The sequence below is a fragment of the Mesorhizobium sp. M1428 genome (genome assembly GCF_040317515.1).
Classification (GTDB): Bacteria; Pseudomonadota; Alphaproteobacteria; order Rhizobiales; family Rhizobiaceae; genus Mesorhizobium.
Genome location: NZ_JAMYKT010000016.1, coordinates 14,774 through 28,750, shown reverse-complemented (window position 1 = coordinate 28,750; position 13,977 = coordinate 14,774). Strand labels below are relative to the sequence as shown.

The window sequence follows — 13,977 nt, the reverse complement described above, 5'->3', positions numbered from 1 at the left end:
GGCGCTTTGAACACCATGGTGCCTTCGCAGATCAGCCCGAAGTCACGACTTTGTAGTTGCCCTTTTCGTGAACACGACCATCTTTCCGCGCTGGAGCCTACAAGTTTTCTCGGAATGCGATTAGGAGGGCCGATTGAAAAAGAAGTCGGCTTGTGCGCCAGTTGGTCGTGGCCGGCGAGGCAGATGCCAGAGCTGCCAACACCTCGTCCAGAGGTATGATGGCATTTTGTCCGAAAGGGAACCTCGAGATCAAGGTGGGGATGCGAAGTGTCCGGAACATTAAACAAACATCCGCAATTTTTCCACTAAGCCGCGGTGCTCACAATACTAAAACGATTGAAGTGTTGGTGGCAGCCATTCGAAGTTGAAAAACGAGCATTTTATGTTGCGGACAGCCCTTGTGTAGGCTCTATGTGTCCAGCCTATCAGGGGGGTGTGAGTGTCGGAAGTTGAAAAATCGGTCTTCCAAAGCGATCTGCCTTTAAAGGAAAAGCTCGAGCGAGCCAGGATGGAATTGCTCGACCTTTCTGCTCGCAACCGACTTTTGAATGTGCCACGGTTTTCAAAGAGCGCGAAGACGATCGATATTGTCGACGAGAGGTCGTCTGAGATCTATCGATTGCTGGTGAGCGAAGGAAAGGCTTTTACCTTCCTGGCCGGCAAGCCGGATCGGCCGAAGGCAGGCCAGGTTGAAAGCAGCCCTCCAGACGAGGAAATCGACTATTCCCCCGTTGCTCTTGCTCAGCCTGAGGACGAAGGATTCGACGATAGAGGGGTATCTGCGCGACATTCTGACACCAAGCTTCAGACGAGGATGACCCCAACGGGGCTGCAGCGCCGGCTCCTTGATCTCTACCACGATGCCCGCACACTTGAGGAAGAGCAGGGCGTCAATATCCTCTTTCTGGCCCTTGGCATGCTGAAGTGGATTGACCCGAACAACAAAGAAAACATCCGTCAGGCTCCTCTCATTTTGGTGCCGGTACGGCTTGAGCGAGGGGCCGCTGGAGAAAAGTTTCGGCTGCGAGCTCGTCCGGAAGATCTTACCGCAAACCTCTCCTTGGAACTCTATCTCGACCGTATCCACAAGCTCGCCCTGCCGCGTTTTGAAGTAGGAGACGACTTCGACGTCTCGGCCTATCTCGATGCCGTTGCCGAAGCAGTGTCGACCAAAGAGGGTTGGCAGGTGCTTGCCGATAATATGGTGCTCGGCTTCTTCTCGTTCGCTAAGTTCTTGATGTACCGTGACCTGGATCCGGATCTCTGGCCGGATGGCGCAAAGATTATCGAACAACCGAAGATCCGCTCGCTTCTTTCAGATGGTTTCGAAACACGCGAACCGCTGATGTCGGACGACATTGCGATTGATCCGCATATTGCGCCTGCCGAAATGTTGCATATCGTCGACAGTGACAGTTCTCAGACGCTGGCGATCCATGATGCAAGAAAGGGTCGCGACCTCGTTATCCAAGGTCCTCCCGGGACAGGAAAATCGCAGACGATCGCGAACATTATCGGGTCGGCCGTTGCCGACGGAAAGACCGTGCTGTTCGTTGCGGAAAAAATGGCCGCACTTGAGGTCGTGAAGCGACGGCTTGACACTGCGGGGGTGGGCGACGCCTGCCTCGAGCTCCATAGCAACAAGGCAAACAAGCGCATGATGCTGGAGGAGTTGCGGCGCACCTGGCAACTCGGATCGCCTCGCGGACAGCTGGCTTCTTCTCTTACTGAACGCCTGCTGGAGGCTAGGGATAAACTCAATGCACATGCTACAAGGATGCATGTTCCGTATGGAGCCTCCGAACTCACCGCTTATCAGGTTCTAGGTCAGCTGACCCGCCTAAGGCAGGCCGGTCAGAAACCCGTGGACATCGAACTTACGGACGCCACAAGCTGGACAAATGATGGCGTTTCGCAACGTCGCAAATTGCTCGATGAGGTCTCTCAACGGATCAACGAGATCGGCTTGCCCATCCACCACCCATGGAGGGGAGTTGGCCTGGATGTCGTTCTTCCAACGACCATTGAGAGGCTCGTCCCACGCATCGCGGCGTTGCTGGATCAAGCCAAGGCGCTGCACGCCAAACTGGTCGATATTGCTGAGCGGATCGAGGCCGAGCCTCCGCAAATTCTCAGCGACAGCGGTGAGATAGAAGATCGCGCTGAACTTCTTGCGTCCGCGCCTGGGCTTCCTGCCGAGGCGCTCGTCTCGCCGGTATGGGATGAGCGTCCGAAAGACACTTCATCGCTTCTCTGGTCAGGAACGGATTTCAACCGCAAATCCGAGGAACTGTCGGAGCAGTTGGTGGCGACGGCTATCGACACGCCAATCGAAGGTCTCGAGACAGAGCTTGCTAAGCTTCCTTCAGACTTTCCGAAAGATGGTTTCGTTCGTGCGCGCCAGCTAACCGTGTTGCTCCCACGCTTATGGGAAGAAGCTGAGCGGCTAAATCAAGAACTGGGGTCTACGGTTTTACCGGACACGCTTGCAGGACTCCTCAGGCTAGTGATGACCGGCGAGAGAGTTGCGGCAGCCCCCGATGCGAGCCCTGAGGCATTCGCAGCCACAGTTTGGGACTCCGGGCTGGAACAGGCTGGTGACCTTGCCGACAGCGTAGCAACGCTAGAGACTGCTAGAGCCGAGCTTCAGGGCAAGGTTGTTGATGCCGCGTGGAGTACCAACGTGGGCGCGGCGCGGCAAGCGCTCGCCACGCACACGGGAATATTGAAAGCATTGAATGGCGACTACCGTCGCGCCACTGCACTTGTGCGGACTATTTTGGTAGCCCCTAGCGCGCCTGCGGCGAAGATAGTGGGTCTCCTCGACATTCTGATGAAGGGCCAGGCGGCCGCAGCAAAAGTGCGCGAAGGCGACGCCTTTGGCCGTTCCGCCTTCGGAGCCGATTGGCGCGGGGAGAGATCGTCTTCGGCACCACTCCAGGCCTTAGTGGAGTGGATGCGCACGCTGAGGGGACTTGGCTCGGAACCGCGAATTATAGCCGGGCGGATGGCGGAGCGCTCTGAAGCGGGCGCGCGTGCGGTCCGAGTTCGTAAGGTGATCGACATCGGTCAGCCGATTATCGAGGGGTTCTGGAACGATTTAGGCCACCTTGCGTCATCCATGCTAGGTGACGTGGCTTCCGCCGAGCGGGCCTCGCTGCAACTGATGGAAGCGAAGGCAAGCACTGTAGCTCAAGCCGATGACGCGTCACGACAGGTTCTGACTGACGTTCCAGATCTGATCAGTGAGCGGGTGGAGATACTGCGCCGACTAGGCAGACTACAAGCGCTTGCTCAAGAGATCGACGACGGGGAAAGCCTTGGCAAGTTCGCATTCGGCTCGTCGTGGCTCGGTCGAGGATCCGATTGGGCCGCTCTCGCGCAAGCCGAACTTTGGCTGAGAGAAAATGGCTCAATCCGGCATTTGGCTGCGCGGTTGCCTGAAAGAAAAGAGATCGCAAACTTGGCGCGTTCAGCGCGTGAAGCGGCCCAAGCGGCAGCGCGGGAATTGAAGGCGCTTGCAGGGGATTTGAAAGCCGATGCTCCCTCCTTGTTTGGAGTAGACGATTTTCCAGACGTCGCGATAGTCGAGGTTGTTTCTCGACTGGCGGGGTGGCTCGATCATCAGGAACAGCTCTCGAAATGGGTTGCCTATGAAGAGCGATCCGAAACGGCCCGAAAGGCTGGACTGGGACAGTTGATAGACGGCCTAGCCGACGGCCAGATTACAACAGGATCGGCGCGATCAGTCTTCGATATGGCCTACTACGAACGAATGTTTCTAGCGATGGCGACCGATGAGCCGGAGCTGGCAAGGTTCGACGGGGAACTGCATTCCAGGGCTGTACGTGACTTCGCGGATCTGGACCGACAGAGGATCAAGGCCGGTGCCATTGAAGTTGTGACGGCTCATCACCGAAAAATTCCCTCAAGAGACGGCGGAGCTGGACCAGTCGGACTGCTTCGTTCTGAGATGGCGCGCAGACGGGGCCACATGCCTATCCGGCAGTTGATGCAGAAGGCAGGGCCTGCCATCCAGGCACTCAAGCCAGTGTTCATGATGAGCCCGCTTTCGGTGGCCCAATTCCTGTCGCCCGGCAGGATGTCCTTCGATCTGCTTGTGATGGACGAGGCGTCTCAGATACAGCCTGTGGACGCGCTTGGCTCGATCGCCAGGGCCAATCAGGTGGTCGTTGTTGGCGACGAACGCCAACTGCCACCCACGACATTCTTCGCGAAGATGACAGGCTCGCAGTCTGAAGATGACGAGGGTGAGGGCGCGCAGGTCGCCGACATCGAAAGCATCCTCGGCCTGTTCACGGCCCGCGGCTTGCCGCAGCGTATGCTCCGCTGGCACTACCGTAGCCGTCACCAATCTCTGATCGCCGTATCGAACAGCCAGTTCTACGAGAACCGGCTTTTCATCGTGCCAAGCCCCTATACCCAAGAGGCAGGCATGGGGTTGCGGTTTCATCATGTGCCGGAGGGGGTCTTCGATTCCGGTGGCACAGGAGCCAATCCGGTAGAGGCGAGAGCAGTAGCCGAAGCGATCATCCGTCATGCGAAGGTGAACCCGCAAGAGACTCTAGGCGTTGCAACATTTTCGGTTAGCCAACGCCGCGCGATCCAGGATGAACTCGAAGCGCTGCGGCGACTAAATCCCGATACGGAGGAGTTCTTTCACGCGCATCCCAGCGAGCCATTCTTTGTCAAGAACCTTGAGAATGTTCAAGGCGATGAGCGCGACGTGATCATGATCTCGGTGGGGTATGCCAAGAATGCGCAGGGATACATGGCCATGCGTTTCGGCCCTCTTGGTGCGGAAGGCGGCGAGCGTCGGCTCAACGTCCTCATAAGCCGAGCCAAGCGCAGCTGCGAAGTATTCGCGTCCATCACAGACGAAGACATCGACCTGGAGCGTGGCAAAGGGAAAGGCATCTTCGCCTTCAAGCTCTTCTTGCACTACGCGAGAACAGGGCGAATTTCGCTTGCCCAGGCCACGGTTCGCGAAATGGATTCGATCTTTGAAGAACAGGTAGCCAACGCGCTGATCGAAAAAGGTTATCAGGTTCATGCTCAGGTGGGCATTGCCGGTTTCTTCATCGACCTCGCGGTTGCGGATCCAGAGAGGCCAGGCCGGTATATACTCGGCATCGAATGCGATGGTGCAGAATATCATTCGTCGCGCTCGGCCAGAGATCGAGACCGGCTACGGCAATCCGTCCTTGAGGATCATGGTTGGATTATTCATCGGATCTGGAGCGCTGACTGGTTCCAACGACCTCATGAGCAGCTGGAGCGAACCATACTAGCGATTGAGGCTGCCAGAAAGGAACTCGATGAGCGGGCCGAATTGGGGGTTCAGAGAAATCGTGCTGTAGCCGTTCAGGTTGTTATGGTCGACCGGGGCAACGTGACGGAAATCGGTCTCGAGAGCACAAACGGATCCGAGACTCCCAATCGAGCCTACGAAGAGACTCAGCTAAGGCGACCGGGATCGTTCGAACTCCACGAGACGCCCAGCGGAATCATGGCCGGGCTGGTCGAGCAGGTCGTGGCTACAGAAACACCAATCCATGTCGACGAAATAGTTTCGCGTATTCGGGACGCGTGGGGTCTGCAGCGGGCCGGTGGCAGGATTCAGGATGCAATCGAGCGAGGTGTAGGCATAGCACAGAGAGGTGGTGCAGTAGCCCGTCGAGGCAACTTCTGCTTCAAGCCGGGTGCTCCTGTTCGTCTTAGAGAACGCAGTGCGGTCGTGTCCCCTGGATTGCGTAAGCCCGAAATGATTGCGCAGGACGAGGTCGCCCAAGGCGCTATGGAAGTCGTGAAATCCAATCTCGGTGCGACAGAGGAAGAAATTGCCACAGGCGTTGCGAGGATGCTGGGCTTCAAAGCCACAAGCGCACAATTGAAGCAGCTAATTTCGGCCGCGGTCGCCGATTCAGTTGCCAAGGGATTGTTACGGTCCCAAGACGGCTTGTTGGTGGTCGGCGACTGCACGAGCGAGAAATTAGCCGAAGTGTAATGGGGCGTTGCAGCGACCTCGCTGCAATTTCAGTCGAGCTCAGAACACCTCTTTCCCTGGCGGAGGCCGAATGGCATTTCGATTCGTACACACGGCCGATATTCATCTCGACTCGCCGCTTCGTTCGCTGGCGATGCGAAATCCCGATCTTGCCGGGCTCGTGGGCGACGCCAGCCGCCAGGCATTCGTTTCGATAGTGGATCTCTGCCTTGAGGAACGAGTCGACGCGTTGGTCATTGCTGGCGACCTATACGATGGCGAGCAGACCTCGATGAAAACTGCGCGGTTTCTGGCATCGCAAATGACACGCCTGCACCAGACCGGCATCAGGGTTTTCAAGATCCGCGGCAATCATGACGCCTTGTCGCGGATTTCCAAACAGCTGGTGTTTCCCGACACCGTTACCATCTTCGGCGGTCGTGCTCAGTCGGTATTGCAGACAGCCGGCGGTCTGGACATCGTTTTCCACGGTTTGAGCTTTGCGAACCCAAAGGCCCCGGACAGCCTGCTGACCAAATATCCGGCTGCTCGTGAAGGGGCCGTCAACATAGGCATCATGCATACCAGTCTGGCTGGATCGCCCGGTCACGACGTTTACGCGCCCTGCAGCATCGCTGACCTGCACGCCCACGGTTTCGACTATTGGGCCCTCGGCCACATTCATGTTCGTCAAGTCTATTCCGGCGCAAGCACCGTGGTGATGCCGGGAATACCTCAGGGGAGGGATATTAACGAGGCGGGTGAGAAATCAGTCACCCTGGTGACGGTGCGCGACGACCGTTCGGTGGAGATCGAGGAACGGCTGACCAGCGTTGCGCAGTTCGAACGGGTGAGCGTCGACCTTACCGGGGCGGTGGAGTGGCCCGAGGCCGTCGCGCGTATTCGTTTCGCGCTCGAAGAGATGCGGGCCACCGTCCGATCGCGTCATGCTGTGGCCCGCGTTGGCCTGAGAGGGACGTCACCATTGTTATGGGCGCTGATCCGCGACAGGGACCTCCTTCTTGCCGAAGCCGAACAGGCTGCGGAACAGCTGGGCCATACGTGGGTGGAGAAGCTCGAGCTTGACCTCGCGCCGCCTCGGACGGAGACCGCCGAGGATATTGCTGATCCGATTTTCGAACTCGGGCAATCAATGCGTGCCGATGCCACCTCGGAGGCCTTCCGCGCTGAGGCGAGGGCGTTCGTCCAAAAGATGGTCGCCGACCTTCCGGCTGACGGACGGGATTTTGCTGGGAAGGACGAAGCCGGGCTGGAGCAGTTCCTCGATCAGGTGCTTTCCAAGGGTGCGGACTTGGTCACTGCCCGCCTTAAGTCCGGTGGATCGTCATGAGGTTGCGGCGACTTGACCTCATTCGCTATGGAAAGTTCACCAATAGTACGATCGACTTCGGACCCAAACCGGAATCCGGACCTGACCTGCATATCGTGTTCGGCCTGAATGAGGCCGGCAAATCGACCGCGCTTTCCGCCTACTTAGACTTGCTGTTCGGCATCGAGGAACGGAGCCGCTACAACTTCCTGCACGAGTACAGCGCCATGCGCATTGGCGGCGTGCTGGAACTGGCCGGCTCCGAGCACACGTTCACGCGTACGAAACAGCGTACTAATTCGCTATTGAACGCGACGGGCCAACCGGTGAGCGACGTGGCGATCACGGCGCATCTCGCCGGACTGTCGCGTGACGCTTACACGACGATGTTCTCACTCGATGACGAGACGCTGGAAGCGGGCGGGAAGTCGATTCTGGAGTCGCGGGGCGACCTCGGCAAGCTCCTCTTCACGGCAAGCGCCGGTCTTGGGAACGCAAGTGATACGTTGAACACCCTCGAGGCCGAAGCAGACGCTCTGTATCGGAAGCAGGCGCATGGCACCGAACTGGCGCTCCTGAAGAAGCGCCTTGTTGACGTGAAGTCGCGCAGGGATGCGATCGATACCCTTGCATCAACCTACGAGGGCCTGGAGGCCGAACGTCTCGATGCAGCGCAGCAATACGACCGGACCATCAGTGACCGAGCGGTGCTGGTGGCCAGGCTGGATACCATTGCTCGTTACGTGCGTGCTGCGCCGATGCGGGCGGATATCCGGCGCAAGATTGCCCGGCTGAATGAGCTGCCGGACATCGCCTCCCCAGCTCGCACGTGGACGGGTAGTGTCACCGGACTCATCGATGACGATGCCAGCCTCAGAACGCGGCTGTCCGCAAACATCGACGAGGTCCAGCGCTTGGCGGCAAAAGTCACTGCGGTCGATGAGGATGAATCGATCCTGTCGATTTCCGAACGAATCCGCGGGCTTGCGGAGAGCAAAGTGCGCCATACCGCGGCTGGCTTTGACTTGCCCACTCGCAGGATGGGGCTGCAAATCCTCAACAACACCGTGGCAAGCTGCCTAGCCGCCTTGGGTCGATCTTCCGAGCCGGATCCTGCCGCGCTGCTTCTGCCTGCCGTCACCGTTGGCGTCGTTCGCGCTATGGTCGAGCAGAGGTCCGGGATTGCTACCGGGGTGCGCGCCGCCCGCGACGAGGCGGCGGCAGCACTCGATGCGCTGCAGGCGGCAAGGCAGCGGGTCGGCGAGGAAAGGGCAGTGCCCGAACCTGCCAGGGCAAGGCTGGGCTCGGCTTTGTCGAAAGCGCGAGCAAGCGGACACCTGGCGGAGATCAGGACGGCTCGCGAGGCAGAAGATGCGGGAACAATTCGATGGGAGGTGTCGCTCGCGCGCTTGCGTCCATGGAGAGGAGATGCCCTTGCTCTCGCCAACGTCGCGGTTCCGAGCGCCGGGCACATTGCCGCCTGGAAGACAGTAGCGTCAGAACTGGCAAGAAACACCGCCGTACTTGCCGAACGCCTCGCCGAATACGAGGGCAACCATGCCATGCTCAAGGCTGGATTGGATGCCCTTCGTGCCTCGGTCGACGTTGTCGACGATGATGGGGCTGCCGCGATCCGCCGTGTCCGCGATGATGCGTGGGCAACGCACCGCGCAGCGCTGACCGGTGACACCGCTGACGATTTCGCCGTGGCACTGGCGCGCGATGACATTGCCAGCGCGGGCCGGCTGGCCGGCGCGGCGGATCTTGCCGAGATCCGGGCAACGACTCGCGAACTGGCCGAGGTCGCGGCCAACCTGTCACGCAACGGCATCCAACGCACACAGCTCGGCAAGGATGTGGATACCCAATTGTTGGAAATCCGCGCGGCCGCCAGAGACCTGCTCGGAGACGCCGTGGAACCTTCGTCTGAGCGCCTGATCGAAAGGATCGAGGATCAGATCGAGGCGCGCAGCGATGCGCTCGCTGCCTGGGAGCAGATCGAACTTCTCCGCAGGAAGGCGGAGCGAGCCGCTGACGCCGGCGAGCAGATACGCTTGGAAATGAGAGCAGCGCTGGAAAGCGTCGGCATAGTATCAGAGCCCGGCGACACCCTCGAAGCAATCATGGCCATCGCTGAGCTGTTTCTGGATCGGCAGCGCAAGGTGGACGCAGAGTATGCCGAGGCGCTCAGAATGGTGGGCTCCAAGGAAGAGGATCTAGCGGCCCGACGGGTTGCCGTAGGCGTGGCGGAGCGTCGCGAGGAGGAATGGCTGGCCGGCATTGTCGAAGCACTCAAGGGAACTTGGCTCGAAAGCGGGCTCTCAGCATCCGGCGTCGGCACTGTGCTCGATCAATTGGCCGAACTGTCAAGAAGCCTGCAGGAACGGGACGATCTGCAGCTGCGTATCGACAAGATGGCGGCCGACAGGGCTAATTTTCTGGTCGAGGTCATCGCCGTAGCGGTTGAAGCCGACGAGCCGACGGAGGATGGCGAGCCGGAGCAGTTGGCCATCCGCGTTGCCGAGCGCCTGGAGCGCGCCGAGCGGACACGCGAAACGAAGGCAAGCCTCGGCCACGACCTGAAGCGCCTGCAGGAGGCGCGCGACATCCTCGACAATGAGATTTCGGCGCACGAACGCCGCAAGAACGAAGTGCTGGGCGTTTTTGGCGTCGCCACTTTGTCCGAGGTAGTCGAACGCGATGAGCTGCTGCGCGAGCGGGATGGATTGCGCGCTGCCGTCGCTGACCTTGAGGAACGGGTAGTGGCGGAACTTGCAGTCGACGGATTCGAGGAGGCACGCTCGATCCTGGACGCGATCGATTTCGACAGCCTCACGGTCGAGAAGGCTGAGGGCGAGCAGCGGCTTCGCCAGTTCGATGAGATGATCCAGCAACAGCTGATCCGGCAGACACGCGCGGCCGATAAGCTGGACGCCATCGGCGGCGACAGCGCGGTTGCACACCTGGATGCCGAACGGCGCACAACCCTGTTGGAAATCGAGGAGAAGGCCGTTCGTTACATCGAGCTGAAGCTCGGCATCATGTCGGCTGGAAATGCTTTGCGGATCTACCGTGAGAACCACCGTTCGGGGATGATGGCGCGTGCATCAGACGCATTCAAGCTAATGACCCGTGGGCAGTATTCAGGCCTTACAACCCAGCCCGTGAAAGGCGGGGAGGTTCTCATCGCGGTGCAGCGCGACGGGCAATCCAAGCTCGCTGACGCGCTTTCGAAGGGCGCGCGCTTTCAGCTCTACCTGGCACTGAGGCTCGCCGGTTATTACGAGTTCGCGCAATTCCGGCCCTCGGTTCCCTTCATCGCCGACGACATCATGGAAACCTTTGACCATATTCGCTCGGAGGAGGTTTTCAGATTGTTTGGGGAGATGGCGAACACAGGTCAGGTCATCTATCTCACGCACCACAAGCACCTATGTGAAATCGCCAAGGCTGTTGTGCCACAATCTACCATTCACCAGCTGGATTAGGCTCGATTAGAATTCGCCTCAAAACGGTTCAACTAACCAACTCGTCTGACATAGGAACTTTCGATCGAATCCGTCATGACGTCCCATAGAGGTTGAGAAATGCCTATTTTGTTCTGCAATGTTGCGTGGATGAACGACTACGCCGGGCGGAGCGCGGATGACCCGCCTCTCGGTGGCGGGGCATTTCCGAGTAAGCAGGGTTATTGCGCGGAAGAATGCAACTTTGTTGCAGCCGATGACGGGTACGTTTACGGCGCTTCGAGACGATTAAGGGCGAATTGGATCGGCAGGTCCGCATCCAGAATCTGGGTTCAGGCAAGCACGACGAATTTGTCGACGGGATCGACATCGTTTGGACGGCTCCGGAGGAAGGCAAAGATCCGCGCGTGGTGGTCGGGTGGTATCGCGGTGCGCGACTGTATCGCCACCGCCAGCACTTCAAGGGGCGTAACCCTTCCGCCCAGCACTACAAGGATAAGATCAGGTCGTTCAGGGCTAGGACACTCGCCGAAAATGCATTCGTGCTGCCCCCGGAGGATAGGCACCGTGGCAAAGGGTGGAGTGGCCAGGCAAGCTGGTGGTATGCGAACGATACGACAGATCGATCCGCCAGAGCATTCGTCAAGAGAGTAAAGGCATTTATCGAAGGCGAGCCAGTCGCTCCCGTCGGGGCATCGCCCGATCATGATGGAGGTCGTGGCCGACCGGCTGGAGCGGCAGCGTCCGACGTCTACAAACGGTATGTGCGGAAGTACGAGATCAATGTCCATCCTCAGCATGACAGTCTGCACAAACAGTTCGTAGCGTTTCTCAGCGAGCGATATCCGCGGATTGATTTTCCCGCTTGTTTTCGCGACGACCTTCGGTTGCGGTTGACGCAATGCCGGAAGTGATGGTCGAGATCAAGCCTGCTGATGCGGCTACGATGCGCTTCGCGATTCGCGCCGCGATCGGCCAGTTGCTCGACTACCGCCAGCATCAGCGGTGGACTGGCCGACAGGTAATTCTCGTCGGTGCGAAGGTGACGAGCAAGAACGATCTAAGTCTGGCGTTTGACAACGGCTTTGGCCTGGCCTGGCCCATTGGAACCGGCGGATTCGAGATCCGCTGGCCCGACGGCGCTGGTTGATTGGCAAGCAAGCGCCGAACGTCCGGAGGCTAAAGCTCAGGGTCGCGATGGATCGGCATTGCTGCTTTCGGTGCCGAACCCAATCTCTCATGTGGGGATATCGCAGTCCTCCAAACGATGCTCAAGTCGGTAGTAATGGTCCCTCATGCTTCGCAATCGTGCAATCAGTCCTTACTCGCCGGCGCGCAGAGCTGTGACGAACTCGTTTTCCTCCGCGAACCTGCTTGAGATCGTATCGCGTTACGTACGACATCGATGTTTGCGCCAGCTCAGTGCGGCCAATTTTGTACGATTGCTCGAATTCAGCGTATATCACGCCGTAGATTCAATCAGTCTGCTGCGCAGTTCGATGAACACTGCATCGTCCGTCGATTCGGATAGTCTGGCATCCGACAGTATGTTCCTGACGTGGAGCTCAGTGACGCAGACCGCTGATATAGCACTTGTGTCAACGATCAACGCCAAACCGAGAGGCTTTCTTATCGTCTTGCATTTTGGGACATCTCTACCCTTGAGTGTCTCAGATGCGTATGCGCGAGCCTCTAAGGTCGCTGTACGTTGGCTTTAACGGTGCGGCAGATGCCGCGCACCGAGGTGCTTTGTCGACAACCGGTGTCGGTCGCGTGGCCCGGAGGTGAAGCCGGCGAGGCGCTTGCGCTGGTCCATGCGTAATCGTGCGGAGGACCGCGCCGCGCCGTGAATCGCATCTCTCGTGCCGCTTGCGCTGCTGAGGCCTCTTCTGTCAGGCGGTCTGGGTTTCGCGCTTCGGGCCGAGCAGGAACACTGTCAGGGCGGCGGCGAACGTGGCAACAGCACTGTAGGCAATGGCACTGGTAATCCCGGCATTGTCCACCAATACTCCGCCGAAAATCGCGCCGGCTGCGATTGCCACTTGGAATGCTACGACCATCAGCACACCGGCGCTTTCGGCCTGCTCGGGAACGGCCCGCCGCACCATCCACGTCTGTAATCCCACCGGCACGGCGCCGAAGGCAAAGCCCCACCCGGCAACCGCAATCGCCGAGGCGAAGGCCGATGCTCCCGCCATCAGCAGCGAAACAGCGGCTATCGCTATGAGCAGCGGTGCAAGGGCCGCGACTGCCTTGAGACTGTACTCGGCCAGAAGCCCGCCGGCCAAATTGCCGAAGAATCCCCCGATGCCAAAAGCAAGCAACACAAGCGAAATCGTCTCGACGTCCAGAGCGGGAACCTTCTCGAGGAAGGCGCGGATATAAGTGATTCCGGCGAAGTGGCCGGAACCGACAAGCAGGACGACCACAAGCGCGACCTTGACCATCGGAATCTTAGCCACATCCAGCAGGCTGCGGAAGCTAGCCACTCCAATCGGAGGCAGTCTCGGAATGGTTATGAGTTGCACCAGCAGTGTAGCCGCGCCGCCGACTGCGGCGAGCATGAAGGCACTTCGCCATCCCCAGATATCGCCGACATAAGCGCCGATTGGAGCTGCGCAAACGGTAGCCACGGAAACGCCGGTGAGGATGATCGCCATAGCGCGCGGCAGGAGGTGGCTTGGAACGAGCCGCATCGCCAGTGCTGCCGACATCGACCAGAAGCCTCCGAGCGCTATGCCGAGCACGACGCGTGCAGTCAGGAGAACCGCCAGCGACCACGCGCCGGCCGCCAGAACGTCCGACAGGATCAGCAGCAGCGTCATCGCCCACATGACGAGCCTGCGGTCCAGGCGCTTTGTGATGATAGCCACCGTCGGCGCCGAGATCGCCCCGACGATAGCGGTCGCCGTCATCGCCTGTCCAGCCGCTCCCTCGGTGATGCCGAGATCATGTGCGAGCGGCGTGAGCAGGCTAACAGGCAGAAACTCTGCGGTCACCAGCCCGAAGGTGCCCAAGGAAAGCGAAATGACCGCACCCCATGCCGGACCAGACGGTGGGACGGGCTTTTCTGGGTCGTGCAGAACAGCGTCCACAACGCCTGCCGCGGATTGGGTCATGAACGAAGTCTCCACTTTGATGCAATGCAACCTGATGTTGGCTGCCTTGACCCA

6 protein-coding genes are annotated in these 13,977 nt (G+C 59.2%); 5 read left to right on the top strand and 1 reads right to left on the bottom strand.

What is annotated here, in order from left to right; translation table 11 throughout:
* Window positions 1-439 precede the first annotated feature (439 nt).
* From NKG60_RS21660 to NKG60_RS21640, 5 genes are all read left to right on the top strand, one after another.
* Entirely contained in the window at window positions 440-6,028 is a 5,589-nt protein-coding gene (locus NKG60_RS21660; RefSeq protein ID WP_352975506.1) for a DUF3320 domain-containing protein, read from the top strand.
* A gap of 70 nt (window positions 6,029-6,098) precedes the next feature.
* Window positions 6,099-7,358: a metallophosphoesterase family protein gene (locus tag NKG60_RS21655; protein ID WP_352517742.1), complete on the top strand. Its 1,260-nt coding sequence runs from the start codon at window positions 6,099-6,101 to the stop codon at window positions 7,356-7,358.
* Window positions 7,355-10,825, top strand: a complete 3,471-nt coding sequence (locus NKG60_RS21650; protein ID WP_352975503.1) for an ATP-binding protein — start codon at window positions 7,355-7,357, stop codon at window positions 10,823-10,825. Before NKG60_RS21655 ends, NKG60_RS21650 begins: the two co-directional genes overlap by 4 nt.
* Before the next feature lie 278 nt (window positions 10,826-11,103).
* On the top strand, window positions 11,104-11,718 hold the full coding sequence (locus NKG60_RS21645) for a hypothetical protein (protein ID WP_352975502.1): 615 nt from the start codon (window positions 11,104-11,106) through the stop codon (window positions 11,716-11,718).
* On the top strand, window positions 11,718-11,954 hold the full coding sequence (locus NKG60_RS21640; RefSeq protein ID WP_352517740.1) for a hypothetical protein: 237 nt from the start codon (window positions 11,718-11,720) through the stop codon (window positions 11,952-11,954). The genes NKG60_RS21645 and NKG60_RS21640 overlap by 1 nt, the downstream gene beginning before the upstream one ends.
* Window positions 11,955-12,696: 742 nt before the next feature.
* On the opposite strand, the gene NKG60_RS21635 is transcribed toward NKG60_RS21640, so the two are convergent.
* Window positions 12,697-13,923: an MFS transporter gene (locus NKG60_RS21635; protein ID WP_352975501.1), complete on the bottom strand. Its 1,227-nt coding sequence runs from the start codon at window positions 13,921-13,923 to the stop codon at window positions 12,697-12,699.
* Window positions 13,924-13,977 lie beyond the last annotated feature (54 nt).

What these genes read in the sequence shown, in the direction of transcription:
- NKG60_RS21655 (WP_352517742.1), top strand. Translation starts at nt 6,099, where the DNA reads ATGGCATTTCGATTCGTACACACGGCCGATATTCATCTCGACTCGCCG.
- NKG60_RS21650 (WP_352975503.1), top strand. Translation starts at nt 7,355, where the DNA reads ATGAGGTTGCGGCGACTTGACCTCATTCGCTATGGAAAGTTCACCAAT.
- NKG60_RS21640 (WP_352517740.1), top strand. Translation starts at nt 11,718, where the DNA reads ATGGTCGAGATCAAGCCTGCTGATGCGGCTACGATGCGCTTCGCGATT.
- NKG60_RS21635 (WP_352975501.1), bottom strand. Translation starts at nt 13,923, where the DNA reads ATGACCCAATCCGCGGCAGGCGTTGTGGACGCTGTTCTGCACGACCCA.